Source organism: Photobacterium sp. NCIMB 13483, from assembly GCF_003025475.1.
In the GTDB taxonomy this organism is placed as follows: Bacteria; Pseudomonadota; Gammaproteobacteria; order Enterobacterales; family Vibrionaceae; genus Photobacterium; species Photobacterium piscicola.
The window spans coordinates 57,554-83,972 of sequence record NZ_PYLV01000015.1 but is presented as its reverse complement, the minus strand read 5'-3'; the positions used below and the strand labels follow the sequence as shown (position 1 = coordinate 83,972).

Genomic DNA, 26,419 nt, shown 5'->3' with positions numbered 1-26,419 from the left:
GCTTAATAAAATAACACGACGGGCAAAGATACTAATCCAATCTCGCACCAGATACAAAACCAATCACCTAAAATCTGTTAGCTTGATGACAAAATAGACTTAACCATTATAGCAATGAGTTAAAACGTAACAATTGAGATATCATTATTCGTATTTAATCACTTGCGAATTAAAGGAAAGCCAATAAAATTTCAACCGTAACTCTCTATGTTGAGATAATAATATGTATGTTGGAGAAGTGATGATTGCAGGTCACCGTGGCGCGCGCGCAGTTGCCCCAGAAAACACATTAATATCCATGAAAGCCGCGGCAAATGCTGGCGCTACATGGATTGAAACGGATACCCAACTTTGCGAGGATCTCATTCCCGTTATTATTCATGATAAAAGTGTCCGTCGTTGTACCAATGGTTCCGGAAGTGTGCGTCATAAGCCACTCAGTGAGCTAAAGCAATTAGATGCAGGAAGCTGGTTTGCTGCTGAATTTGCCGATGCTACCATTCCAACATTGACAGAATTACTGCAAGCTTGTGATGATTATAGCTTAAATATCAACCTTGAAATTAAAGTCCATTATGAGGAAGAAGTTGAGCTTCAAGTTCGAAAAACCATTGAAACAATTAAAGATTATGGTTTCGATACCGATAGGCTCATTTTATCTAGTTTCTCTTATAACGCAGTAAAACACTGCTTAAAACTATGGCCTGAAGTTCGCCGAGGCTTAATCATTGAAGACTGGGTGCCAGACATCGCTCGTTTAGATGCCAAACTTAACCTATACAGCATCCACTTAGATCACCACTTACTCAATGAGAAGTTGGCAAAAGAAATTACGGATGCAGGGAAAGTACTACAAATATGGACCATGAATGATCCTCAGCAAATAGATAAATTTACCCGTTGGGGTGTTAGCACTATTATTAGTGACAACCCTGGTTTATTAATCTCAGCAGCAAAGCAATAATCATCACCTCTTAATATATTGTTCACGAGTCAATGAATAGCCAATATTGACTCGTAACAAACCTCACTTTCATTTCCTCTTATTCTTTTTACACCCCACATATTGATTTTCATCTATATTTTATACGGCAGTTTTATTACCACTAAAAGTGGAACTTTACATTTCAAAACAATATAAACAATTTATGTTTGATATCATTAAAATGTAAAAATATGTTTATAGAGAATATAAATTAAACCCCATTTATTTATAACTCTCTTTTATTACACACAATATCAGATAATTATGCCAACAACTGTCTAACGACAACTTATTTGATGCCTAGTGGAGCACATTATTCATGTCAGCTTATGACACCGTCTGTATAATGGCAGCCATTGCTGTCTTTATCTCAATTATTAACCACCGTATTGGTAAGTTTCAACCAACCATTGCCATCACTGGCTGGTCAATTGCAATATCACTGACTCTCTTAACACTCAGTAAATTAGGCTATATTCCTCATAAAGAGGAACATGAAGTCATTCAGATGATACAAGCAGTCAACTTTGATGACTTCTTACTCAAAGGCGTATTAGGCTTTCTCCTTTTCGCTGGTGCATTAAATATTCAATTGCCTCACCTTAAAGATCAAAAATTTGAAATCACGTTTTTAGCACTTATTGGCACTCTTTTCTCAACCTTCTTTATTGGGATTGTGTTATGGGCGTTATTTAAGCTTTGTACTATTGATATCGATTTTATTTACTGCTGCCTATTTGGTGCTTTAATTTCACCAACCGATCCTATTGCTGTTTTAGCTATTGTTAAAAAGCTTAATGCTCCTCAACGTATTTCAACTCAAATAGAAGGCGAATCGCTGTTTAATGACGGTGTTGGCTTGGTTATTTTTGTTACCTTATTTGAAATTGCATTCAGCAAAACAGCACCGACAGTCGCTAGTACTGCGCTATTATTTGCCCGTGAAGCATTAGGGGGTATTGCATGTGGTGCGGTTATTGGAGTGGTATTCCACTTCTTAATTAAAAGCTCACATGACAATATGTTCCGCTTAATTTTAACGATTCTAATTCCAACATTTGGGTATGTCGTTAGTGAACATATTGAGGTCTCTGCACCATTGGCGATGGTGGTTGCGGGTATTATTATTGGTAACTGGACTCGTAATTCAATCTCAGAAGAAGCTGCACATCAAATATCACATTTATGGGAACTCGCTGATGAGATCTTAAATGCGGTCTTATTCTTATTAATTGGCTTAATGATGATCACGTTCACCTTCCATGCCATTGATATCGTAGCAGTAGTGATTGCAATTCCATTAGTATTACTGAGCCGTTACCTCAGCGTAAAATATTCTTATAAAATCTTTAACCGTTACCGTACCTATAACCCATTATCGATTAAAATTCTAACATGGGGTGGATTACGTGGCGGTCTAGCGCTTGCGATGGCAATGGCGATTCCAAGCGGCATTCCAATTGGTTTTAGCCCAGACATTGATGTAAAAGAAATCGTGGTGTTAATGACTTATGCTGTAGTTATTTTCTCTATTATTGTGCAAGGTTCAACAATTACACCAATGATTTACAAAGCGAAAGCAGAACAAGAGAAAATGGATCACACACCAGCAAATTCTGCATCAGCAGTGAACATTTCAAATACCACAACAGAAACTAATACAACTAACAGCTAACCAGACGCGATTGTAAGCTCAATTTAATAGCCACTGTTGATCACGGTGGCTATTTTTTATGTTGTTATTTTTATTCAACAAATACGTAACAAAAATATTGACCATCGCAAAATTAGTCATATGATAATAATTACCTATTGATGAATAGTTATGACGCTTATGAGCAAGGATTGCACTCTCGTTGAATGGGCTACAAATCGTATTTGGTATTGTGATATGCCATACCGAGTAGCCGGAGCACCTATGGGTCACCGAATGACCATTATTCGATTAGATAACCATAAACTCTTTATCCATTCCCCCGTTGAAATAACAGCAGCCTTACAACAGCAACTTAACCAACTGGGTGAGATTGCCTATGTGGTAACGCCTAATAAAAACCACAATATTTATCTCTCTGATTGGTGGTTAACTTATCCTCAAGCGTATTTTTATGCTCCTCCGGGGCTAGTATATAAGCGAAGCGATCTTACTTTTGATGGTGCGCTTAGTAGTCACACCCCCTCCCTCTGGCAAGGACAATTACTACAAACGGTAATCAGAGGCAGTGACAGCATGGAAGAAATTGCTTTTTGTGATCCACAATCAAAAACCCTGATTGTCGGTGACGCATTAGCATGGATGGTCGACAGTCATCACCCTCTCACCTTTGCTCTTGCTGTAATTAATGGTTGTTATTTTCATCCAGCAATGCCTTGGTATTGGCGGATCACCTTTCGCAATCACACCCAATTACGCCAATCAATTCAAGAAATCCTAACATGGCCTTTTGATCGTATTATTTTGTCTCATGGGCGGGTGATAGATAACAATGCAAAAGCTTATTTTTCCGCCGCATTTCAGTGGGTAATACCGCATAAATTAAACATCACACCAGTTCAATAAATAGAAACACGCATATTTATCGGCTATTTAAATGTATAAGCATTAATTTATGTGCAAGATCAATATTGCTCTTATTTTGAAGGCGCATAGTAATAAAATAACGGTGGAAACACGCTCTTATTTATTCTTTATGCAATAACAAACCGTCGAGGTTAGGAGTTAATTAATGAACCTTTTTAAACTTTACTCTCGAGATATTCTTGGTCTTGGTGTCGTTGGCTTTTTTATATTAAGTATTCTCGGTGTTATTTTTGGGACAATTGCATTCTTCAATTATGCCAGTGGTAACACAGCATTAGCTGCGTCAAATGTGCATTTAGCGTTATCACACATTATCTTTGTTATTCCCGCACTGATCATCGGTCACTATATCAACCGCCCAGCTTGGGTTGCAGAGGTAGATAAAATTAAATTTGCACGCGAAATACAATGATCACACACGAAAATAACCCTGCTTCATCGTATTATTTATTGTTGATCTGCAAATCTCTCACGTAACATCGTCACCATTGCGCGCGTTTTTTCTGGTAAAAAACGCCGTGATGGGTACACCACTGTCATCATGATATCGGAGTAATTAACATCCGTTAGCACTTGCACTAACTTTCCCTGCTGTAAAGACTCTTGCATTAAAATGTTAGGTAACAACGCGATTCCCTGCCCTAAAATAGCCATCTGCTGAATCATATTAATATCTTCAGACATTAACCGTAACCGTGTTCCCTCTTGCAGCAACGTTGAATTATAACGGCTCGCTAATAGCCAATGCTGTTGCAGCTCAGCCGTTGATTTAGGCTCCGTATGCTTTTTTAAATAATCAGGTGATGCAAATAAACCATTACTAGAGGTCAAAAAGGCCTGCTGTACATAATCTAAATTAATAATTTCAGCCATATTCGGCAACAGTTGAAGATCAATATTTTCTCTTTCTAAATCAACACTTTTCTGCAAATATAATAACTCTATCCGCACCAATGGAAACTGACTCGCATAATTATCTAGCACTTCAGCAAACATCGATGATGCAATAAAAGATGATGTAGCCGCTAAACGTAGAACCCCTTGCAAACTGTTTTGCTGGCTTTCAAGTAAATTAACAGCATGGTTCACTTCCGTTAATGGTTGATTGATATGTTGATACAATAAGCGCCCATTTTCGGTTAATTCTATGTGGCGGGTAGTACGAATTAATAACTGACAATGCAGCGCTTTTTCTAATTCTTGTAAGCGGCGGCTAATTTTTGAACGTTGTAATCCATGCGCTGTTGCCGCAGCACTGATTCCACCATGACGTACCGTTAACATGAACAAATACAAGTCATCCATTGATGCTTTCATTATGCGTCCCCACATTGTCCTATATTTAGCTCACAAGTGTGACATTTGTCGCAGTATTCTAGCAAGTTAATTTTTCTTATACTGATCAGCTTGATTGTGATCACTGGAATATCTCATGCCTAATTCTCATACTACTTTTCAACATTGGATGCGGTGTCTAATTGTTATTTTTATTTTATTTATGGCCTATATTGTTATTGCAGATAGGTATGTACCGTTAACCAGTGAAAGTCGTGTGCAAGGTTATGTAGTACAAATTGCACCTGAGGTTTCAGGCACAATCACACAAGTAAATATTAAGAATAATCAGGCCGTTGTTAAAGGTGAATTATTGTTTAGTATTGATGATCAAAAATACCTTTTAGCGGTAGATCAAGCGCAAGTTGCTTTAGAGCAAGCACATCAACAAGAGCAAGCTCTGTATGCTCAAGCCAGTGTTGCTAAAGCCAATATTGCCACCAGCCAAGCAAATTACAATAATGCCCATAACGACTTTAACCGCATAAACAAATTAGCGAAAAAGAAACTGGTTTCAGCGTCAATGCGTGATAATGCTTATGCTAAAAACCAAACAACCCAAGCAAATTTAGCCGCAGCAAAGCAACAAGCTGTTGTCATACAAACTCAATTGGGCGCTAAACACGGCCAAAGTACTATTGTACTCGCGGCTGAAAATGCCCTTGCACAAGCTAAACTTAATTTAACCCATACAAAGGTTATTGCACCCAGCAATGGCGTAATCACCAACCTGCAAGTTGATGTTGGTACGATGGCAAACACTAACCAACCTATGCTGACCTTTATTCCAACCGATTCAATGTGGGTTGCGGCAGATTTTAGAGAAAAATCAATAGCTAACTTTCACTCCAAGTCAATGGCTTATGTCGTTTATGATGCTTTGCCTGGCCAAGTATTCCCGCTCACTATTAATAATCGTGACTTTGGTGTTGCCGCGGCACAACAAGTCGCCAATGGACACCTAACAAGCATTGAAACCAGTAACCGTTGGGTACGAGATGCGCAGCGAGTACGAGTCAATTTCATCAGCCAACAGCCCTTACCACCCCAATTATTCGTAGGTTCACGTGCGACTGTTGTTGTCTATCCGCAAAACAATCCGGTATGGCAATTATTAGCAAAAATAGAAATCCATTTAGCCAGTGTGCTGCATTATATTTATTAACCACAACAATAAGTTAAAGCGATTAATTATTAATTTTCGGAGTCATAACTTATGAAAACAATGCGCCTTTGGTTTGGTTGTGTCGTGGGCTTAGCAATCAGTATGATCTTTGGGTGGTCGTACGGTTTTTTTATTGCCTTATTACCCATTAATATCATGATTAATTCAGATAGTTGGCATTGGGATAGCTATGTCCAATTAGTGATTGGTGTGGTGTGGGTGACGCTTGAGGTCAGTTTTATTCATGGCTTTTTTCAGTCATCACCACTGCTATTAACCATTGTCGTCGGCATATTCTTCCTTGAAAAATGTGTTGCGATGAGTAACAAGAATAGCTATTTGTTTGGCTTTATCGGACTACTTGTTGGCTCAATAGCGCTTAACTTTGCCAGCTACAGTAGTTTTGATTTAGAAGATTTTTCAATTACTTTATGGTTCAGTGCGATTGCAACGGTACCAGTCTGTGCGCTGGCTTATTACTTTTTTCCAGAACCCACAACTGAAACAACAATAGATGCCGTAAGTGATACCACCAACAATGTGCAACGTTACGACCATATTGGCATGATAAGACAAACCGCACTAGGCTGGATCATCGCTATGCTTGCATTTTTGGTGTTTCAATTTGGCGATCTGAATGATTCATTATCGGCGCAAGCATCTATATTGATCGTACTTTCACCGATGACATTAATTGGATCACTCGCTGCATCAAAAATACGTATTATAGGAACATTTCTAGGCTGTTTAGCGGGATTATTTATTCAAATAGGACTCTATTCATGGGCTGATAATGGAGTGTTATTTATTATGGCTTATGCGATTGCAGCAGGATTTTTTTGCTCTTGGCTTGCCCTTGGCACCATCAAATCTAGCATTGCGTTTTCGGCAATGTCGGCATTAACGGTTCCCTTAACGACATCACTGATTCCCGATCAAAAAGATGCGGTATTTGCTATTTTCTATCGCTTTAGTTCTATTTTGGTTGCCGTCATTTTAACCTCAATGGCTATTTGGATTATTCACCATTTCTTAGTACGAGTGATCAAATCACCCAATGAACATTTTAGTCACGGCTAAGATTTTGTTGGCACAACCATAACTTGATATTGGCTCTTTTTATAGCTGAAGTGGATTATAAATTGGATCACAACGTTAACGTTCTGGGTATAAAGGCAACTAATTCAAATTGCGAGGGGTGAAATCAGCTTCTCACTTTGGGGTGTTTTTTAGTTAGCCGTTCTGACTAACTAAAAAGTGGACAAATTTGAGCTAGCCATTCGAGCCAGCTCAATTTTGGACAGAAACGGCTTAGATTATTTGCTCTATTTCGGTTAGCAGGTATTAGGAAAAGTAAGGATATGTTCAACTTTTAACATCACCCTTCATGATATTTACTTATATAAGGTGGCTTGGTCTTGTCCAACACTTCGGATAGGTGTCGGCTACGCGACACGTATCCTTATTTATTAGCCGTCTTGTTCAGTAAGGCAGCTTAAACATACGTCTTGCCCTAGTTCACACCCATCATCAATAGTAAAGATCACATCTGATTTACAGGTATCACTTACACAATCTCTTCTAGTGAACTCGAATTCTCCCTGACATAAGTAACAGGTTATAACATCTTGACCTGGAGTAATAAGTGCATATTCTACGTCAAAAATAGAGCCTGCTTCTTGACGGTTAAATTCACATGAAGGACACGTAAACCGCCTGCCCTTATTAGGCATTCTGATAAGTTCATTGCAAGCGGTTTTATTAAAGTATTTTTCAAACAGCTTATAATACTTAAGGATTTTAAGGTCTTCACATGCTTCGCTGTCTACACCATATATATCCTCAACAAGAAGTACATGCCTAAATTCAATAAGCCAATTGTCTTTCCAAATTTGAGATAAGAAAGAGTGCATTATTTCTAATATATATAACGGTAATAGCAATTCCCTTAGCACGCCGTGAGTGCATTTATTACGCTTTTTACGTAACTCTTCGAAATCCTGCTTTAAGTCTTCACCTAAATTTTCACCCAGCAATTCTTGATAAATGACCAGTAAATCATCAAACTGATGAAGATATAAATCCTCGAAATCTTTATCAGCATTTTTAACATTCCACTCTGATGGTTTTTGCCCTAACAATAACAATGGTGAAACTTTACATATTTCGCTCTTCAAGTAATTTTCGATACTTAGAAAAAGCATGATCAGCGAGTTACCTAGAGTGCCTTGATGAAATTCCCATAGCTCATCGGTTATATCTTCGCTATTGAGAAAGTAATCGCCAAAAGCGAGTTCAGTATTTAAAATCAAGTCTATTGATTGAGCTAGATATTGTACACTCAGAGTTGTGAAGTCGCCCGACTTCGGAATGTTTTTGATCAATTTGTAACTCCTTTACGAAGGCTAACAGTTTATTAGTAAGCATTCTTACTTTCACGCAAAAGAATGCCCCTAAAGCCCTACAATCATAATCAATTTAATTTATAAATATTATGAGTTTGATTGCATTATTTTGTTTCAAAGTATTTATTGGAATGTTAGAAGTAAGAAATTTATTAAACAAGTCTGATTAGGATAAGAATATGTAAATAAAACTAATCCAAAATCACGTTAACGCAATATGAACGAGTAAAAGCACTAAGTAGGAATGGGGCAATTTTGAGTTAGCTGAATAGCTAACTCATCTGTGGACAAAAATGAGTTTCGTTTTCACGGAAGTACCTTTTTTCAGATTAGTTCAGGTAGCAAAAGGTAAGTTTTGATGAGCATGTCTGGCATCCAAGTAGTGGTTTGAATGCCAGATTACGGTTTTGAGGGGTGCAGTGAGATTAACGTCGGTTATTGGATCTTAATATTTAGCTATTTCATAGCCTAAGCAGTAATATTAGTTAAATTTGACAACTAAAAATGAATTATGGAACGTGTTTGCGAACAAGTTAAACAGTGTTTAATAGAGGGAAGTTTTGCATCAATTGTTCTCCTGTCAGGCCCTTGGGGTAGTGGAAAGACACATTTTGCTAAAAATAAACTCATCCCCGAACTTAACAATATCCCTGACATGAAGGCTCACTATATTTCTTTGTTCGGGTTATCCAGCCTAGATGACTTTAGAGATCGTGTTCTAGCTAGTACAAGTTTAGGGGCTAGTTCAACAATGAATGTTGGGGCATATATTAAAAATTTGGTTGGAGCTTCGACTGCAATAGCTGGAGACAGTGGGACAACTTTGAGTGCTATGAACGCTATGACTAAGCCTATTAAACATAGACTTCTCTCGAAAGTTAGCAACCGAATACTAGTCGTTGATGATCTTGAACGAGCTTCTAGCGATCAGTTAATTTCAGAAGTTTTAGGAGAATGCTTAAACTTTGCTGAAAACAACACTAATGTTTGGGTGGTAGTAATTGCTAATAAAGACCAGATTAACAACACTGATTTATTAGAGAAAACATTTTTAGACCAAGTTCATATTAGCCCTACTACGACAGACATAATTAACTTTGTTAACAAAGTTTCCCCAAGCCTGTTGGATCATGAAATAAAGCAACATTTTAAGCACGTTGTCGAACAACTCAAGTTAACAAACCTTAGGGTTGTGCAGCGTATATTGCAGCGCTATGCGCGAATAAAAAGCTCGATTAAACACTTAGAGAACGTCGATTACCAAGTAGCAAAGGCCGTTTTAATAGACTCCGTAGCTAGAATCTGTCATGCGCATTATGAGCATGGCTTTAAATTTGATGAGTTGTGTGAAAACTCTGAATCTAAGAAACAAAAGTTCTTAGACATCATTGATAAACGAAAGAAACCTCCTGAAGAGGCTAAATTGACCGAAGAGGACAAGCGCCAAGATTTATTGGAAAGTATTATGAGATCACCCAGAGGACGCATTCCACCCGCCATGATCAAGCTCGCTCTAGGACTCGGTGATTTACCAGATAACCCATGTGAAGTGCTTAATCTTCCTTTAAAATCTAACCCATTAGATACGTTGATTTCGCTCAATTTTGCAGGTATGAATGAGCCAGATTTTCAACTAGGTATTGATGCACTGAAGAAATTTGTTTTTGAAGGAGAATCTAAACCATTTTATAAATGGATAAACGCTTTAGACACCTTACTTTACTTAACGGAACACGGTTACCTACTTGGAAACATTCCTGATTCAATAAAAAAAGCACGTGCTGTTTGTTTCCACAAGGGCTTCTTCATACATGAGTTACACTCATTTGCCAGATTCTCCTCACGCGATCTTTATAACTCTGAGGTAGCTAAGCTTAGAGACGAGGTTAAAACAAAATTACTTAGTTTCGTTTCAATCAAGGAATCAAATGAGCTTCAGGAACTGTTTGTTCGATCGTGGAGCGAACCTAGTAGCGTTATCTACCAAAAGTATGACACCAAGCCATTTCTTGATTCTGTTGATCTAGATGTTGTGGTTGAAGGAGTTGTCAATAATTGGAGCCGCTACGATACTATTATGTTTGGTCAATTTATGGCGGCTAGATATAAAATATCTAACATTTACGAATTCCTATCTGATGAGTTCGATACGGTTGGGCAGTTAAAAGAAAAACTAGAAGTAGCCCATAAGTCCCTCAGCGAATCTTTACAGAAAGGAAAGATTAGTGAACTGCTCGAATATTTAGATGAAGCTGTAAAACTTATTAAAAATGCTAAAACTAGACAGGCAATAGCTCAAGCAAAGGAATAAATTATGTTTAAAACCGTTTAAACGCTGTTTAATTTAAAAGGAAGCCCTAGCTCACGACAAGAGCTAGGGCTTTTGCAAATTTCAATACTTAGAATCGCTTACAGTGCGTTTTCGCTTTTTGACTAAAGTTGATGATTAATGGGGCGCGGCGTATACACAATAGAGCGAATGCGACACGGTGATATTCTCCCGGCCGTAACACGCAGTAGGAGTAAGCTTACGTGAGTTGAAATGCTATGTGGGGTTGCTGACTTAGTCAGATTGAGAGGCCCCACCATTCGCTTAGTTTTCCCTTTCCTTCTTAACCGGTTCAACTCTTAATCTCGCTTGGCCTCATCGGTCGACAGCCTCCTAAAGTTGCTGAGAAATACCGCTTTGCCTGATTGAGTGGCTTTCACCACTGAGACATAACCGGCTTGCTCGTGAATGTAGATGAGTGTGGTTGCGGTATCTTGAATCACTTCGCACTGGTCTTGCATCAAGGTGAACCAATCCAGTGTTGCCGTCGGTGTAACTGCCCATGTATTGGCACTGCATCAACTAACCAATTTGCGCACCCATTCCAGATAATATTTTCTAAGGAAAAATGAAGCTCAGCATTTTAAGGAGAGTCTCTACGCTAAAACGTTTCGGGGCAAATATGAGTTAGCCAAGTAACTAACTCATATGTGATCACCAAGCGATTCTGTCGTACCTTAACTACCAAGCGACTTTAAAGCCTCAAATTAATCAAACTTTTTTGTATCTGAACAATTTTTATCGTGGTCGATCAGACTATCTTGTTAGCCGACAGCTAACCGAGAATATTGAGATAGTGGCGAGAGTCAGCGCGGTAATTAAAGGCCAGATAAAACAAAACCGCCATGCTCGGCGGTTTTATTAGCGATAGCACGGCGGCTATTAATCAATGAAGGTTTCAAAAGGTAAATTGAAATACTCACTGAAGCCTTTTGCTTGAGCTAAATTAATAGCTCTTTTGCCATTTAAAATATCGCTGATCACGCTTTGAGGCGCGATATGTTTTAAATCAGATTGTTTAAGCTCCTTAATATCCATCAAGCCCTTTAGCATTTCTACAGCGGGAACTTTAGGCATAATTAAATGGTTCGTTTCAAATTCTTCGATGCGGTCTGAAATTGCATGGGCATAAACCATACAAACATCAGTTTCAGAGGTCGCCATATCCATTAGCTCATCCATTAATTCAGCGCGTTCTAGCACTTCCGCTTCAGTTTCAATTGGTTTCGTTGAATAGTTAAATAAAATTAGGGCATTCTGTGCGTAGTCACTTAGGACATCTGACATTGCCTCAAACATGCCGCTTAGATTTGCGGTGTTCAATCCAACATTTTCATGGTGTTTAATCATAACTGCTCCAAAATATACGGAGGTGATTACTTAATATGACTTTTAATCCATTTGTCATAGTCTGCATGAGATAAAATCTCACGAATAAAAATCTTGCTGCGAGTGCTATCAATACGAGCCAAAATGCGACAGTCGTTCTTATGAACGTCAAAAATGTAAAGGTCGTAATTGTCACCGTTAAAAGCCGTTTCACCTACTTTACGCGCAGGGACACGATCAATATTCCAGCCACTTTGTGTACGCCAAAGCGCTTTAATTTGAGTAAAAGATTCAAACTTTAAGCCTGCTCGATTGAATGTCTGTTGCCAGAGAGTCAACCCAACTCGCCACAGTGGGAACATCAACATTGCCTGTTTAGTTCGAGTTGTAGTGATGATCCGCACGCATATTAACCCTTTACTGTGAATTTTAGACCAAATTATCGCAAAGTACGATATATAGCGATATGGCTTGTTTTCAGAAATGAGATGCAACAGGAAAAAAAAAAGCCTCCACTGTGGGAGGCTTGGTATGATGCAAATACTGACTATTACTTACAGAATACGCGGGCTTGACGTGGTGTATAAATACCAAATGTAACGACACTCAATAGACCGTTAACAAACGTTTGTTGCACTTCAACTTTAGCCACGTTATCGGCACCGCCACATAGCTTCGCAGCATCAACAGTTTTATGTTGACCAATACCTGAAACGAAAAATGGTTGTGATTTATTTAATTCAGCTGTTTTTGTTTGTGGTGCAGGTGACATAATAAATGTTTGGCGTGCACAACCTGTCATAACCGTCGCTGCAATTACTGTTGCTAAAATTACTTTTTTCATTAAGTTAACTCTAAAATGGATAAATAAAAGTGATACTCATTTAATCACATAAACAACAGTTAACATATTCTTTTGGGGTATAATTGTGCTATAAATTCATACTCTCAATTTTTTAGGTTATATTTTAACCACAATTGGATAATAAATATATAAATCATAGCGTTATTTATAAGATGCTAAGCTAAATCATCTTTAGTAACACTCACACCTTTTATCTGAGCAAACACCTGATCACCGACTTTTAGTGCTAATTCATCCGCTGCCCATGCGGTAATATTGGCCCATAAATGGGTTTCACCAATACGTAATTTAACTTCCACACGTTCATCATTAGCGTAATGAATCTTATCAACCCTTGCCGCAAGAATATTACGAATACTGCTCGCTTGAGGATAATGACGCGCAATTGAAACATCATTAGAAAATATACGTACCCGCACCCACTCCCCTCGTTGATGTGGCAACTGTGTCACCCATAATGAGGCATCGTGGCTCAACATTACTTGTGTTAAGGCATAACGAGGATGGTTAATATTTACTCGCGCACTTAATAGTGAACTCTGTTCTTTTGCAGGTAACCACGGTCGCATTTCAGGAGAACTCCACACAGAATTCACATGCCCTGAAATCAGTACCTTGCCTTGGTTTAACATCACCATTGAATCGGCTAAACGTAGAATCTCATCTAAACTGTGGGTCACATAAATTATCGGTGTATTGACCTCTTTGGCTAACTTCTCCAAATAAGGCATCAGTTCTTGTTTACGTGGCATGTCTAATGAAGCTAAAGGCTCGTCCATTAATAACATATCGGGTTTAGTCAATAATGCTCGCCCAATGGCTACCCGTTGCTTTTCACCACCAGATAACGAAGCCGGATAACGTGATAATAACGGTGCAATACCTAATAAATTAACCACATCATCAAAATGTTGTTGATCGGTATGTTTAACGCCGTAATTCAAATTACCTTTTACCGTATAATGTGGAAACAAACGCGCATCTTGAAATACATAACCAATATTACGTTTATCAGCACTTAACGCTATACCTTGCTGGCTATTGAATAAGACACGATCACCAAGCTGTATATAGCCATCGTCAGGATGACTTAACCCACTCAGCACATTCACTAATGAGGTTTTTCCTGCACCTGAGCGTCCAAAAATGGCCGTGATCCCTTGCATCGGCACATTAAGATCAATGGCTAACGCAAGATCACCTAATTGTTGGGTAAAGCACATTTTTAATCTTTTTTGCGCTGTTTTCGTACTCATTACGCAGCCCCTAATCGTTTTCTTGCCACGCGGGTTAACCATTCAGAAGCAAACAATGATAATAATGCAATCACAATAGCGACAATACATAAGCGTGCCGCTTCACTTTCAGCACCGGGGGTTTCAATAAAGGAGTACATCGCCAAAGGAATGGTTTGAGTTTGACCCGGTATATTTGACACAAAAGTGATCGTTGCACCAAACTCACCCAGAGCACGCGCAAAAGCTAAAATTGTACCCGTCAAAATACCAGGGATCATTAATGGTAAGGTGATGGTCATAAACACACGAGTAGAAGATGCACCTAGCGTGCGAGCCGCTTGTTCTAACTTCTTATCAACACCTTCTAAAGCTAATCGAATTGAGCGTACCATTAAAGGAAACGACACCACCGCAACAGCTAACGCAGCACCGCGCCAACTAAAACTGAACGTAAATCCAAACCAATCATACAGCCACTTGCCCACCATGCCTTGGCGACCCATAGTGATTAATAATAGGTAACCGATCACCACAGGTGGTAGCACTAACGGTAAATGAATCAGTCCATCGAGTAATGATTTACCCCAAAACTGGCGGCGTGCCAATAACCAGGCACAGCCAATCCCTAATGGTAAACTGAAAATTACCGCGACACTGGCAATTTTTAAACTTAAAAATAACGCTTCTAATTCATATTCAGTGAGCACTACCAACAATCCTGTAAAAACTTTTATTCGTTATAGCAATAGCATAGGTAATCATTTACCGTCAGTCAGCAATGATTTGATTTCTGTGCTTTATTCGCTGTATTTTTAAACACAATCAAGGGTAAAACATAAAAGGTACTAAGCTTTCACTCAGTACCTTATCGTTAACCTATTACTATTATGCGTTTAATCAATCACGCTATTTTTTTGTAACCTGATCAAAGCCATAAGATTTGAAAATTGCTGCGGCTTGAGGCTGTTGTAAATACTGGTAAAAACCTTTAGCTGCTGGTGTCACATTGCCTTTCACTAGCGCCATTGGATATACAATCGGTTTATGTGAATCAGCGGGGAATTGATAGACTGTTTTTACTTTTTTAGAAATTTCAGCATCTGTTTTATAGACAATGCCCAATTGAGCTTCCCCACGTTCAACTAACACCAGCGCTGAACGCACATTATTGGCGCTGGCTAACAGTGGTTGTGCTTGTTTCCATAAACCTAAAAACTCTAATGCTTGTTTTGCATAAATACCAGCAGGCACATAGTTAGGATCACCAACCGCTAAACGGGTGCCATCTAATGCCTTGGTTAAATTCCAGCTCGCGCTAACATTCACTTTATTTTGTGGGTATGCCAAAGGAGCAACCATCACTAAGCTATTTTTAACGATATCTTTACGGGTATTGGCCGCTATAGCCCCCTGCTGCTCGGCATAATCCATCCATTTTTCATTCGCAGATAAATAAATATTAGCGGGTGCACCTTGGCTAACTTGGCGTGCTAAAGTTGATGATGAAGCAAATGATAATGTGGTTTCAACACCTGTTTGCTGTTGATATTTTGCCGCAATGGCATTTAACGCATTGGTTAATGATGATGCAGCAAAAACAGTAACATTATCAGCAGCGAAAGCGGGTTGTGCAAAAAGAGATAATACAGCAGCAGTAATAACCGCAGATTTAAGTGACATAACAACCTCCATAATATTTCGATGTATAGTAATGTACATATCGATATTTACCAAGCATAAATTTTAATTCCTAGAGCCAATACTTCCCTTTTCCCTGATTCAAACTTATGCCATGTAAAAGCTTAAAAATTCACAAAACAACAAAAAGCAATCGATTACCAATCTGATAATTGAGCATTTTTACACCCTTTATTTAAAAATTCAGGTTTTCAATACGATCTTCGTCACAAATAAAAGTAATGCATAAAATAGTTATTTTCATTCATTTATTGCTCTGTATTATCAGCAAAAATCCATCGTTACGGTAATACATAATGTTTAAGAAGACTTTACTTGCTGTTTCTTTAGCTGCAACTTCGCTTATTAGCCCATCTGCTTATGCCATCGAAAATGTCGACTTGTTAATAACAAATGCGACAGTCCTCACCATGGATCAAGATAAAACCGTCTTTGATAATGGTTTGGTCGCAGTAAAAGGCAATAAGATTTATGCCGTTACTGATGGTACAAACATCAAAGAATACCAAGCAACTAAAACTATTGATGCTGATGGTGACATTGTTATGCCTGGCCTCATTAACTCCCATACTCACGCCTCAATGACCGTTTTCCGTTCAATGGCTGATGATGTGCCCGATCGTTTACACCGCTATATTTTCCCATTAGAGAAAAAATTAGTTTCACGAGATATGGTGCGTATTGGCGCACAACTGGGTAACGTCGAAATGCTAAAAGGCGGCGTGACCACTTACGCTGACATGTATTACTTTGAAGATGAAGTGGCTAAAACCGTTGATCAGATAGGTATGCGTGCCATCTTGGGTGAAACCATTATTCAATTCCCGGTGGCGAGTGCTAAAACACCGGAAGATGGTATTAAATACACGCTCAACTTTATTGAACAATATAAAGATCACCCGCGTATTACACCAGCATTTGCACCACATGGCCCTTATACAAACTCGACTGAAACGCTGCAAACCATTGCCAAGCTATCGTTAAAACATGATGTGCCCGTAATGATGCACCTTGCAGAGTCTGATCGTGAGCGTGAAGTGATTGCTAAGCGTTCAGGCGGCTTATCCCCAATTAAATACATGGAATCGATTGGCGCACTTAATTCAAACTTCTTAGCCGCGCACGTCATTGATGCTAATGATGAAGATATCGCTATTTTGAAAAAGCACGATGTTGGTGTCGCCCACAACATGAGTGCCAATATCAAATCAGCCAAAGGCGTCGCACCTGCATTGAAAATGTTTAACGATGGGTTACGTATTGGTTTAGGCACAGACGGCCCAATGTCAGGCAATACATTAAGTACGATTGATGAATTTAACCAAGTAGCGAAAGTTCACAAATTAGTCAATAAAGATCGCGCGGCAATGCCTCCAATCAATGTGATTAAAATGGCTACCATTGGCGCGGCACGTGCATTACACATGGAAGATAAAATTGGTTCTTTAGAAGTGGGAAAACTGGCTGATATTATCGTGATTGATACCAAAGCACCCAACATGATCCCGGTTTATAATCCATACTCTGCGTTAGTGTATTCAGCGTATGCTACCAATGTTAAGCACTCAGTGGTTGACGGTAAGTTACTTATGGAAGATCGTAACATTCTGACGGTGAATGAAAAAACCGTGCGTGATGAAGCATTGAAATTTGCTGATGTAGTACGTAAAACCGTGGTTGAGAGCGGCGAAATAGTACAATAACACGCAAAAAATGGGTTATGAGAAAAGAGTGTCGTGCACTCTTTTCTCTACTTTATGCTTAGTTCTTAGCACATAAATCACATAGCACTAATTACTCAGGTGCTATACGCGCAACACCTCTAATGGTTGGCTGCACGACGGCAATCATTTTACGCATTTTTTCATATTGAATATCTTCAATCACAAAGCCTGCATCAATGATTGACTGCTCTGTATTTCGGTTAAGATGGCAATTATCTGCAACTCGACGCCAAATAAAATTCAACCGTTGTTGCCAATGATAACAACGAGAATTTGGCTCGGCGGCAACATGTTCTAAAAAAATGAAACGCCCTGTCGGTTTGAGTACCCGTTTAATTTCTTGTAATGATGCAGCCACATCTTTAACCGAACAACACACTAATGACACAAAAACATAATCAAAAAAGTCATCATCACTATCAATATTTTCAGTTGAACAAGATAAAACGGTCGCTTTAATATTCGATTGTGAATGTAATTTTTGCTCTAATTGCATTCGCATATGTTGATCTGGTTCAGATAAATAAAGCGCTAATGACGATTTTTGTGGATAAAGGCCTAAACTCGCTCCAGTTCCCGCACCTATTTCTAATACATTACCATCTACATTTTCAAGCAACGTTCGACGCCATTCCACCAAACAAGCTTCTTCGGTATATTTCATTACATTGTCATAAAATAAAGCAGTAAAGAAAGACATTACAACGCTCCAAAGTGATAAGTGGCTACCTTAACACTTTAAAAAGTGACAAACAGAGTTTTTAACTAATCTTTATTGTTAACAATAAAATATAACAACAAAGGAGTAAAAACTTGCCAACGATTCACCACACAGATAACATTAACAATAGTCATCCGTAGTCATGTGAAATGTAATGAGCATTAAGCAAAGAATAACCAGCGCTTACCGCTATATCGAGCCAAATCTATTTTTTATAGGATTATTTGGTTTTCTCGGCTTCCCTGCTTATTATCTTATTTGGGCTTATGTTTTCCCCCAGCCCTATGAAAATTTACCATTACGGTTAGTTTGTGCCGCATTATTTTTGCCGTTTGCGATTAAAAATCATATGCCAAGCTTATTTTCTCGTTATAAAGAAAAGCATTTTGTTTTTACTATATGTTTTTGTTTACCTTTTTTCTTTTTCTATATGATGATACGCAATGAATGGTCTGTTGAATGGATCATGTCTTTTATGGCCGCTATTTTTCTGTCTATTATTATTATCTATGATTGGCTAATTATTCTAATATGCACCACAATAGCAACATGCAGCGCTGCCTTATTGGGCTATCTATCGATGGGCAATATTGGCATTGGCTTCCATTATTCATACCTTATTGTGTTTAGCTTTTCTTATTTCACAGGTATCTGTTTTAATTACCGTAATCGAATTGAAATTGAAAGTAAGCAATTATTCTCACGATCATTCAGTAGCGGTATCGCCCATGAAATGCGTAATCCCCTAGGTGCTTTATACGCCTCTCAAGAAGTCTTATTAGAATTACTTCCTGAAACATTAACCAATGATCCTCAACAACATCGACTGATCTCAAATGCTGAAATACATAAATTACGTAATATTATTCAAGACAATATTTCAATAATTAATAATGGCCATAATACTATCAATCTTTTACTTAATTCTATTGATAGTCAAAAAATATCACCTCATTCTTTTCAATACCTTTCTATTAACGATGTGATTATTGACGCACTTAATGTTTATGGCTATCAACAAAAAAGTGATCGCCAATTAGTCAGTTTTCAAATAAACAAGGATAATCTATTTTTTGGTAATGATATTTTATTGCGCTATGTTATCTTTAATTTATTAAAGAACTCTTTTTATTATAAAGATAAACTAAACTTTAAAATTGTCATTTCTGTTTATAGTAAAAAAAATGAAACAATTATCAGTGTTAAAGATTATGGGAAAGGTATTCCACTAACCGCGATTAAAAATATTTTTACCGAATATTATACTTCAGGGAAAAAGAACAATTCAGGTTTAGGGTTATCTTTTTGTAAAAAAGTCATTACAGCTTTTGCTGGTAACATTGAATGTTATTCAACTGAAGATATTTCAACAACGTTTATTATTCGATTACCAAGCGTAACATCTTCAATCGTTGAAAAAATGAAATATGACCTAATGTGTCATAAAAAAATATTATTCTTAGGTCGTCAAAATCAGTTATTAACAGATATTAGTCATATTGCGTTCTTTTATAATTTCACGTTGTATTATAAACAAGCATCGACTTACGACATTACTGACATTAATGCAATTGATTATGATTGCATCGTTATTGATATGCATTCAATTCAAAATGAATTATTAATGAAACTGTATAACCATATAACGACAACAACAATAAAGATGATACTAATCCATCATTTAAATGATACTAAAGAAATAGTGTTATCAAAAATTTATCAGCCCTATTTATTTACATATGACCATATTGATGAATTACAGAAGAAATTAAGCACTCAAATTTTTACACATAAAACACCAGTAAATGACGTATTTAAAACAGTCAATATAACCAAAGCTAAAATCATGCTTGTTGATGACAATATTTCATTACGTTTGTACTCAGGTATTTTATTAAAAAATGCAGGTTATGAGGTTGTAGAAGCAGACAATGGACGTACAGCCCTCTCTTATCTACAAGAATCTACAGTTGATCTTATTTTGATGGATTCACAAATGCCGATCATGTCAGGTATCGATGCGACCAAAGAAATCAGAACTAATCTTCAATATTCTGCACATCAAGACGTTCCTATTATCTGTTATTCAGGATCTTTAGATGAAGAGCATAGAAACCATTTAATCAATATTGGAATCACTGACTTTTTACTAAAACCATCATCAAAAACAACGTTATTAAGTATCGTTCACAAATGGTTAAAGGTATAAATTCACCAATAAAAAGTAGGTATGGTTTCATACCTACTTTTAAAAAATGACTTAATTACATTATTTTACGACGGCCATAAGCCACCAGCGACATCATCATCACCCAAAATAGAGACAAGCTACCACCTGAACCTTCTTTTTTATCATGATTTAATGGCCACTGTGTATTGTGATCCAATAGGTTAATATCCGTTGGCACTACTTCATCTTTAGTCACGGCAACTAAGTACGTACCTTCATTAGAGATTGCGTTATCAAACAATGGATATACTTGATCAAAAGGTAATGTTAACGTCGCAGTTTTACTGCCTGCGCTAAACCATACCTCTTTAGGTGCTAGAGCGGCTTGTTGCTTACCACTGACTTTAGTCGCAACATAAACCATTGCTTGCTGCGCGTTATCAATATCTTTGCTTCTAGTAAGTGTGACTTCAAATTGTTGAGCATTGATATCTTCGCGTACTTTTGCAGCTAATGTTTGTACATTCGTTAATGGCGTAAGGCCTTTTTTTGCAATAGCCGTTTCATTTAATAAACTCACGACATCACCACGACCTTGATCACAACCAGCTTGACCATTGATAAACGGTAAGCCATTTGCCGGGTTATAGCTGCTAAAGCCAGACATTAAACTGGTTGTTCCTTCCGCATTACATTGTTTGGTGCCGTAAGCGTTTTTAAACAGAGCATCAGTACTATCAACAGTATTCGCCTCAGTATGCTTAGCGCCAAAAGTATGTCCAACTTCATGAGCATAAACAAATTTATAACGACTATTTATTACACTATCAGCACTTAAGATCAATTGAGCATTATTCATTGACTCTAGATCTTCAAATCCTATTGGTGAGCGTGCATGCCCCTTGGTTGTATTTGAAACCTGTGATGCAAAAGTCGTTAGTGTATTATTAATAATACTTGGGTCATTTGCGATCATTTGTTTAATATTGTCAGAAACTTCCTCAATGGTCTCATAAGGATAGTCAAGGTAACTAATAGTAGCCGGTGACAATTTAATATCAATATTATAATGATTCCAAACTCGGTTCGCTTGCTTAATATTTTGATAATGACCAACAGCCCATTGTGATGCAACCTCTGTATGGGCAATCTCTGTTGGTAAAATTAATGGTGACTCAAACTCAGCCGCATTTACACTTCCTGTAAACATAGCTAATAATATACATAATTTTTTCTTTTGCATGAGTATCCCTTAAAATAACATCTGCATGTTTATTTTATTTGGTTAAATAATTAATCGTTAATCTTGTAATAAATACTACAGCTGCAAAAAACAATATCAACAATTAATTAAAATAATCGTATTCATTACTCATTAAAGTATTAATATCGACTCAAAAATACATTAGAAGTATATATTTAATAATATAAAAAACTGTATACTTAAAAATAAATAAGCCCACTAAATACTATTAGCAGGCTTAATATTATTTATTGTTTTAATACCATCTATTTAGCTATTGGAACATATTAGTAATAATTATGATGCTAATTCGATTTTCATCAAATAACACGCTTGTAATATAGCCTCTATTTCTTGATCTGTTAATTCACTATTGACAGAAAAACGAATAAGATTTTTATTTTTTGGTGTTGCGGGCGCACAAAAAACAGAACCAAAGATATTCATATTTTCTAAATGATCACGCATTATTTCAGTATTTTCTTCATTACCTGTTTCAAGAGCAATAATTTGAGATTGGCTTTGAATATTAAATCCAAGTTGGATTAAGCCATGACGTAATTTGTCAGCTTGCTCTACCAATCGTGAGCGGCGATCATCACTGTTTTTAATAACATTCAATGTCGCCTCTAATACTGCAATTTCATGAGGTAATAACGCAGAACTAAAGATAGCAGGACGCGCAACAAACGGTAATGCTTGCCCAATTTTGTGACTACACAATATCGCCCCTGCGCGATAAGCAAATGCTTTTGCTAAACTAACTGTTATAAAATCAACATCATCGGTTAAACCTAATTCAGCAACGAGCCCCGCACCTTTTGGTCCATGAGTACCTAATGAATGTGACTCATCAACCAAAATAGCACAACCATAATCTTTGGCTAACGCGACAATCTCAGTTAAAGGCGCGACTGTACCTAAGGTACTGTAAACAGAATCAACTAAAATAAGTCCTGGGCCATTACGCTTTATTAGCTTTTCTAGATGACGAATATTATTGTGTAAAAAGCTATGAATCTGCGCTTCTGCAACCCGAGCCCCTTCCCATAATGACATATGAGCAAAGAAATCAATGTAAACTGGCGTATTAACAGGCAAAATTGTTTGAATTAAGCCCACATTCGCCGCCCATCCAGATTGAGACAATATACAATGCTCAAAGCCAGTATAACTCGCCAACTGATGCTCAAATGAATGATCATCTTCTTTATGTAAAAATATAGCGGACATAACAATGTCTTTTTTATTATTACTGAGCGACTCTATATATGCTTCTCGAATGTGATCATGATTAGAAATGGCAAGATAGTCATTACTCTGTAATAACACCCCATTTTCTGTTGGTTTTTTACCTAAAACTAAATGTTGTTGGTTTTTTCGAGGATAAATAAGTTCTTCAAGATGAAATTCAATTTTTTTTTATAAAGTCTGGTAGTGGCTTAGATAGGTTATGGTTTGTCATGGTATATTCCTTTTTAATTAAAATAATATTATTTACATATTTATAAATAACGAAGATATATTATTATCAAATAAAAAATACACAACCTATTATTTGCTCATCTTATAAAATCATCCTGATAAAACAATTATCATTATTTGTTATATATAACCTATTCTGAATTTTAATATTATGAGAGACTACCTAAAAAAATAACCACACTGAGAATATGATGAAATATAGTGCAGCAATTTTTGATATGGATGGATTACTGCTTGATACCGAACAAGTGTGTATGACTGCTTTTAAGCAAACATGCTGTGAGATGGACCTTCCTTTTAAGCAAGAGGTTTATCTTTCTATGATTGGACGAAACCAAGCTGGGATTAAACCTATCATTAAGCAAGGCTACGGTGATATGTTGGATTATAGCCTTTTTCACCCTCGCTGGATGCAGCACTACCACGCCGTTGTTGAACATCAAGCCATTCCCGTTAAACACGGTGTCATCGAATTATTAAACTGGCTACAAGCCCAAAAAATCCCCATGGTTGTCGCCACTTCCACTCACAAAGCACTCGCACAGAAAAAACTTCATCTCGCTGGATTATCAACATACTTCTCACATATAACCTGTGGCGATGAAGTAACTCAAGGTAAACCTCACCCTGAAATATATTTACTCGCGGCACAACGTCTGCATGTAGAGCCTAATCAATGTATTGCCTTTGAGGATTCAAATAACGGCGTCAAAGCGGCAGTCGCTGCCAATATGGCTACGTTACAAATTATCGACCTTGTAGAGCCTGATACTGAAACTCGCGCTTTAGGACATGATATTTTTAACACTATGGATGATGCATTAACGTTTTTACAAACACACCAATAAAGCGTAACTACCACATTAAAAGTAATAAAAAAGCCCACAAGCTATTAACCTGTGGGCTTCTTTTTAAGTAAAGATATTACTTCACTGCATTTGCTATTTGAGTTGTTAATTCACCAACCGCAGTTGATAGCGCTTCAACTTGGGCGCTATAACCGTCTTTAGATAATGGCACACTAAACTCAAATGGATGCACTGTTTGCAGGTCACCATTAGCACCAATGATCATCCACTCACCAGCCACATTAGCGACACCTGTATATACACCATTAAACTGGTTAATACGTACCTGTAAACGCGGTGCTCCCACTGTTGATAAGGTTGGTGTTAGCTGTGTTGCCCATAAACGATGTTGCTTTTGGCGTAAGTCATGAGTAATGCGACGTGTTAGCTGTTTCGCTAATGCCTCACCCCATAAGTTTTGCTGTGCTTCCACTATTTCTGTTGCTGACGTTTGATAAACTAAGCCAGTACCTGATAAGTGTGCTGCAACTTCAACCGGACGCACAATCAATAATGGTTGATTATTGGCGTGTGATACGGTCAATGTTTTACCCGCGGGCAACAAGAAGGTATTTATTCCTTCAGGTGCACTACTACAACCCGTTACGGCTAAAGTAGCCATTGCTATGATTAACCACTTTTTCATTATTAACGACCTCCAACAGGTACTGGATCTTTTGTTTGCTCATCACCAAACACAAGTGAATTTGGTTTTTCATTTAGTTGGCGTAACACAGGTTGTAATTCAGTCATCACTGCTTCAAAACGTGTTAATGCACCTTCAAGGTTCTGATATGGTGCTGCATCAGGACCAAACCCATTGAGTGTTGTCTGAATCTGTTTTAGGCTCGCACGTACATCACCAGGTAATGCTTGTGTGTCTTTTTGCTTTAATAAACGATCTAAATCATTGATCGTTGTTTGCATAGTCGCCATGGTTTTTTCAGATGCTTTTAACGTTGCCGTCATTGAGTTTAAAGTATCTTCAACAGGCAGCTTATTAAATTTCGTTAATAAGTTTGTTAGTTGCTTCTGTACCTCAGCTAAATCACCTGCTTTAGTTGGGAAGATATCATAACCATCATATTCCAATGCTTGAACTGGCTTTTCACCTTTATAAACATCAGTGCCAACATACAATGCACCAGTCAATAAATTACCGGTTTTCAATGTTGCTCGTAGGCCTTTCTTAAATTCTTTTTCAAGATTGGCATGCAATGACGCTAAAGTACCTTCATCAGTATGATCATAAACACGACCAAGATCGATGCGTACTAATACTGGAATCTGCTTACTGGTAAAACCTTCTTGGCTTGTAGGTAAACGTAATGGCACTTTTTGTACTGTACCAATTTGAATACCGCGATATTCAATTGGAGCGCCAGCTTTTAAGCCACGAATAGATTCACTAAATAGCATCACAAAATCAAGATGTTGTTCAAACGTCTTCTCGCGAACTTCCGCTGTATTATCGTATAAACGGTAGTATGATTTTTGCTTCGCTTGTTGTGTACCTTGGTCATCAATCGGCGTAGAGAATGTTACGCCACCTGTAATTAATGATTCTAATGAGCCAATTTTAACATCAAAACCTTCAGCACCAACTTTCACTTGGACACCAGAAGATAAGATGAAGTTACTACTGGTGCGTACTAAGCGATCGTAAGGTTCAAAAATAAACAATTGGTAATTAGCGCGTTTACTATTGATGTCAAAACCTACTTGTTCAACACGACCAACAGTAAATCCGTCATAAAGAACTGGATCACCAACACCTAATTTACCCGCCTGACGACTGGTTAAAATAACACGTAACCCTTTTGCATCCGCAGGAGCAACTGGCGGAACATCAAGTGCAACAAAATGATGCTTATCTTCTTTGCCTTCACCTGGTTGCATTTCAATATATGAACCAGAAAGTAAAGTATCTAAGCCAGATACACCACCTTTACCGATGCGCGGCTTAACCACCCAAAATAGCGTGTCATTTTTAAGCATGCGCCCTGTATCGTTATCCATTTGAGCTGTCACGGTAATGTAACTATAGTCTTCACTTAATTGGACTTTGGTTACCACACCCACTTTAACGTTCAACGATTTAATCGCGGTTTTACCCACTTCAATGCCTGATGCATTTGGCAATCGAATCGTAATGACAGGCCCTTGGCTATTTAGATATTGAACAAACATCCAAATACCAATGCCTAACGCAACCAATGGAACAATCCATATTGGTGATACTTGTTTCAAACGTTGCACTTTAGCCTCAACCGGCTGGTTATCACTCATAATCTGCTT

At 37.7% G+C, this 26,419-nt stretch carries 22 protein-coding genes and 1 pseudogene; 10 read left to right on the top strand and 13 right to left on the bottom strand.

The genetic code is table 11. The features are described from left to right. The first annotated feature begins 223 nt into the window (after nucleotides 1-223). From C9I86_RS12820 to C9I86_RS12805, 4 genes are all read left to right on the top strand, one after another. Nucleotides 224-964, top strand: coding sequence for a glycerophosphodiester phosphodiesterase family protein (locus C9I86_RS12820; protein ID WP_241956892.1), 741 nt, complete (start codon nucleotides 224-226; stop codon nucleotides 962-964). Nucleotides 965-1,304: 340 nt separating this feature from the next. Beyond that, nucleotides 1,305-2,660 carry a sodium:proton antiporter gene (locus tag C9I86_RS12815; RefSeq protein ID WP_080156173.1) on the top strand — a complete coding sequence of 452 codons (1,356 nt, stop codon included), beginning with the start codon at nucleotides 1,305-1,307 and terminating at the stop codon, nucleotides 2,658-2,660. A 159-nt stretch (nucleotides 2,661-2,819) separates the two neighbouring features. After that, the gene (locus C9I86_RS12810; RefSeq protein ID WP_107276553.1) at nucleotides 2,820-3,545 is read left to right on the top strand and encodes a DUF4336 domain-containing protein; all 726 of its coding nucleotides are present in this window, start codon (nucleotides 2,820-2,822) and stop codon (nucleotides 3,543-3,545) included. A 166-nt stretch (nucleotides 3,546-3,711) separates the two neighbouring features. After that, the gene (locus tag C9I86_RS12805) at nucleotides 3,712-3,978 is read left to right on the top strand and encodes a hypothetical protein (protein ID WP_080156174.1); all 267 of its coding nucleotides are present in this window, start codon (nucleotides 3,712-3,714) and stop codon (nucleotides 3,976-3,978) included. A gap of 35 nt (nucleotides 3,979-4,013) precedes the next feature. On the opposite strand, the gene C9I86_RS12800 is transcribed toward C9I86_RS12805, so the two are convergent. Further along, entirely contained in the window at nucleotides 4,014-4,883 is an 870-nt protein-coding gene (locus C9I86_RS12800) for a LysR family transcriptional regulator (protein ID WP_080156175.1), read from the bottom strand. A 115-nt stretch (nucleotides 4,884-4,998) separates the two neighbouring features. Between C9I86_RS12800 and C9I86_RS12795 the strand changes: the two genes are divergently transcribed. After that, nucleotides 4,999-6,066 carry an HlyD family secretion protein gene (locus tag C9I86_RS12795; RefSeq protein ID WP_107276539.1) on the top strand — a complete coding sequence of 356 codons (1,068 nt, stop codon included), beginning with the start codon at nucleotides 4,999-5,001 and terminating at the stop codon, nucleotides 6,064-6,066. Nucleotides 6,067-6,117: 51 nt separating this feature from the next. Next, nucleotides 6,118-7,146 (top strand): DUF2955 domain-containing protein, encoded by a 1,029-nt coding sequence (locus C9I86_RS12790; protein WP_107276538.1) that lies wholly within the window; start codon nucleotides 6,118-6,120, stop codon nucleotides 7,144-7,146. A gap of 389 nt (nucleotides 7,147-7,535) precedes the next feature. Here the strand turns inward: C9I86_RS12790 and C9I86_RS12785 are convergent, their stop codons facing one another. Next, nucleotides 7,536-8,450 (bottom strand): hypothetical protein, encoded by a 915-nt coding sequence (locus C9I86_RS12785; RefSeq protein ID WP_107276537.1) that lies wholly within the window; start codon nucleotides 8,448-8,450, stop codon nucleotides 7,536-7,538. A gap of 532 nt (nucleotides 8,451-8,982) precedes the next feature. Here C9I86_RS12785 and C9I86_RS12780 point away from each other — a divergent pair. Beyond that, nucleotides 8,983-10,782, top strand: coding sequence for a P-loop NTPase fold protein (locus tag C9I86_RS12780; RefSeq protein WP_107276536.1), 1,800 nt, complete (start codon nucleotides 8,983-8,985; stop codon nucleotides 10,780-10,782). Between the two features lie 900 nt (nucleotides 10,783-11,682). On the opposite strand, the gene C9I86_RS12775 is transcribed toward C9I86_RS12780, so the two are convergent. From C9I86_RS12775 to modA, 6 genes are all read right to left on the bottom strand, one after another. Beyond that, the gene (locus C9I86_RS12775) at nucleotides 11,683-12,150 is read right to left on the bottom strand and encodes a type II toxin-antitoxin system HigA family antitoxin (protein ID WP_107180346.1); all 468 of its coding nucleotides are present in this window, start codon (nucleotides 12,148-12,150) and stop codon (nucleotides 11,683-11,685) included. Between the two features lie 26 nt (nucleotides 12,151-12,176). Continuing rightward, nucleotides 12,177-12,533 carry a type II toxin-antitoxin system HigB family toxin gene (locus tag C9I86_RS12770; RefSeq protein WP_107276535.1) on the bottom strand — a complete coding sequence of 119 codons (357 nt, stop codon included), beginning with the start codon at nucleotides 12,531-12,533 and terminating at the stop codon, nucleotides 12,177-12,179. Nucleotides 12,534-12,679: 146 nt separating this feature from the next. Next, nucleotides 12,680-12,973 (bottom strand): Bor family protein, encoded by a 294-nt coding sequence (locus C9I86_RS12765; protein WP_080156180.1) that lies wholly within the window; start codon nucleotides 12,971-12,973, stop codon nucleotides 12,680-12,682. A gap of 176 nt (nucleotides 12,974-13,149) precedes the next feature. Beyond that, entirely contained in the window at nucleotides 13,150-14,250 is a 1,101-nt protein-coding gene (gene modC / locus C9I86_RS12760; protein ID WP_107276534.1) for a molybdenum ABC transporter ATP-binding protein ModC, read from the bottom strand. Then, nucleotides 14,250-14,939 carry a molybdate ABC transporter permease subunit gene (modB, locus tag C9I86_RS12755; RefSeq protein ID WP_080156182.1) on the bottom strand — a complete coding sequence of 230 codons (690 nt, stop codon included), beginning with the start codon at nucleotides 14,937-14,939 and terminating at the stop codon, nucleotides 14,250-14,252. Before modB ends, modC begins: the two co-directional genes overlap by 1 nt. A 199-nt stretch (nucleotides 14,940-15,138) precedes the next feature. Continuing rightward, a complete protein-coding gene (modA, locus tag C9I86_RS12750) occupies nucleotides 15,139-15,912 on the bottom strand; it encodes a molybdate ABC transporter substrate-binding protein (protein ID WP_080156183.1) in 774 nt (257 codons plus the stop codon). Between the two features lie 314 nt (nucleotides 15,913-16,226). Between modA and C9I86_RS12745 the strand changes: the two genes are divergently transcribed. Continuing rightward, complete coding sequence (locus tag C9I86_RS12745) at nucleotides 16,227-17,633, top strand: amidohydrolase (protein ID WP_107276533.1); 1,407 nt, start codon at nucleotides 16,227-16,229, stop codon at nucleotides 17,631-17,633. A gap of 91 nt (nucleotides 17,634-17,724) precedes the next feature. Here C9I86_RS12745 and C9I86_RS12740 read toward each other — a convergent pair whose 3' ends face one another. Further along, nucleotides 17,725-18,354: a class I SAM-dependent methyltransferase gene (locus tag C9I86_RS12740; RefSeq protein WP_080156185.1), complete on the bottom strand. Its 630-nt coding sequence runs from the start codon at nucleotides 18,352-18,354 to the stop codon at nucleotides 17,725-17,727. Nucleotides 18,355-18,529: 175 nt separating this feature from the next. Here C9I86_RS12740 and C9I86_RS12735 point away from each other — a divergent pair, with 175 nt between their 5' ends. Beyond that, nucleotides 18,530-20,584, top strand: coding sequence for a hybrid sensor histidine kinase/response regulator (locus tag C9I86_RS12735; protein ID WP_107276532.1), 2,055 nt, complete (start codon nucleotides 18,530-18,532; stop codon nucleotides 20,582-20,584). Between the two features lie 55 nt (nucleotides 20,585-20,639). Here the strand turns inward: C9I86_RS12735 and C9I86_RS12730 are convergent, their stop codons facing one another. Together C9I86_RS12730 and cqsA are read right to left on the bottom strand one after the other, a co-directional pair. Then, entirely contained in the window at nucleotides 20,640-21,788 is a 1,149-nt protein-coding gene (locus tag C9I86_RS12730; protein ID WP_107276531.1) for a M12 family metallo-peptidase, read from the bottom strand. Between the two features lie 297 nt (nucleotides 21,789-22,085). Continuing rightward, nucleotides 22,086-23,253 (bottom strand): annotated as a pseudogene (cqsA, locus tag C9I86_RS12725) (alpha-hydroxyketone-type quorum-sensing autoinducer synthase). Between the two features lie 211 nt (nucleotides 23,254-23,464). Here cqsA and C9I86_RS12720 point away from each other — a divergent pair. Then, nucleotides 23,465-24,121: an HAD family phosphatase gene (locus tag C9I86_RS12720; protein ID WP_080156188.1), complete on the top strand. Its 657-nt coding sequence runs from the start codon at nucleotides 23,465-23,467 to the stop codon at nucleotides 24,119-24,121. A gap of 76 nt (nucleotides 24,122-24,197) precedes the next feature. Here C9I86_RS12720 and C9I86_RS12715 read toward each other — a convergent pair whose 3' ends face one another. After that, entirely contained in the window at nucleotides 24,198-24,767 is a 570-nt protein-coding gene (locus C9I86_RS12715; protein ID WP_107276530.1) for a membrane integrity-associated transporter subunit PqiC, read from the bottom strand. Between the two features lie 2 nt (nucleotides 24,768-24,769). Further along, nucleotides 24,770-26,410 carry an intermembrane transport protein PqiB gene (gene pqiB, locus C9I86_RS12710; protein ID WP_080156190.1) on the bottom strand — a complete coding sequence of 547 codons (1,641 nt, stop codon included), beginning with the start codon at nucleotides 26,408-26,410 and terminating at the stop codon, nucleotides 24,770-24,772. Nucleotides 26,411-26,419: the final 9 nt, after the last annotated feature.

Coding starts and splice junctions, on each gene's coding strand:
- C9I86_RS12820 (WP_241956892.1), top strand. CDS start 224: ATGTATGTTGGAGAAGTGATGATTGCAGGTCACCGTGGCGCGCGCGCA.
- C9I86_RS12815 (WP_080156173.1), top strand. CDS start 1,305: ATGTCAGCTTATGACACCGTCTGTATAATGGCAGCCATTGCTGTCTTT.
- C9I86_RS12810 (WP_107276553.1), top strand. CDS start 2,820: ATGAGCAAGGATTGCACTCTCGTTGAATGGGCTACAAATCGTATTTGG.
- C9I86_RS12805 (WP_080156174.1), top strand. CDS start 3,712: ATGAACCTTTTTAAACTTTACTCTCGAGATATTCTTGGTCTTGGTGTC.
- C9I86_RS12800 (WP_080156175.1), bottom strand. CDS start 4,883: ATGAAAGCATCAATGGATGACTTGTATTTGTTCATGTTAACGGTACGT.
- C9I86_RS12795 (WP_107276539.1), top strand. CDS start 4,999: ATGCCTAATTCTCATACTACTTTTCAACATTGGATGCGGTGTCTAATT.
- C9I86_RS12790 (WP_107276538.1), top strand. CDS start 6,118: ATGAAAACAATGCGCCTTTGGTTTGGTTGTGTCGTGGGCTTAGCAATC.
- C9I86_RS12780 (WP_107276536.1), top strand. CDS start 8,983: ATGGAACGTGTTTGCGAACAAGTTAAACAGTGTTTAATAGAGGGAAGT.
- C9I86_RS12775 (WP_107180346.1), bottom strand. CDS start 12,150: ATGATTAAACACCATGAAAATGTTGGATTGAACACCGCAAATCTAAGC.
- C9I86_RS12765 (WP_080156180.1), bottom strand. CDS start 12,973: ATGAAAAAAGTAATTTTAGCAACAGTAATTGCAGCGACGGTTATGACA.
- modC (WP_107276534.1), bottom strand. CDS start 14,250: ATGAGTACGAAAACAGCGCAAAAAAGATTAAAAATGTGCTTTACCCAA.
- modA (WP_080156183.1), bottom strand. CDS start 15,912: ATGTCACTTAAATCTGCGGTTATTACTGCTGCTGTATTATCTCTTTTT.
- C9I86_RS12745 (WP_107276533.1), top strand. CDS start 16,227: ATGTTTAAGAAGACTTTACTTGCTGTTTCTTTAGCTGCAACTTCGCTT.
- C9I86_RS12740 (WP_080156185.1), bottom strand. CDS start 18,354: ATGTCTTTCTTTACTGCTTTATTTTATGACAATGTAATGAAATATACC.
- C9I86_RS12735 (WP_107276532.1), top strand. CDS start 18,530: ATGAGCATTAAGCAAAGAATAACCAGCGCTTACCGCTATATCGAGCCA.
- C9I86_RS12730 (WP_107276531.1), bottom strand. CDS start 21,788: ATGCAAAAGAAAAAATTATGTATATTATTAGCTATGTTTACAGGAAGT.
- C9I86_RS12720 (WP_080156188.1), top strand. CDS start 23,465: ATGAAATATAGTGCAGCAATTTTTGATATGGATGGATTACTGCTTGAT.
- C9I86_RS12715 (WP_107276530.1), bottom strand. CDS start 24,767: ATGAAAAAGTGGTTAATCATAGCAATGGCTACTTTAGCCGTAACGGGT.
- pqiB (WP_080156190.1), bottom strand. CDS start 26,410: ATGAGTGATAACCAGCCGGTTGAGGCTAAAGTGCAACGTTTGAAACAA.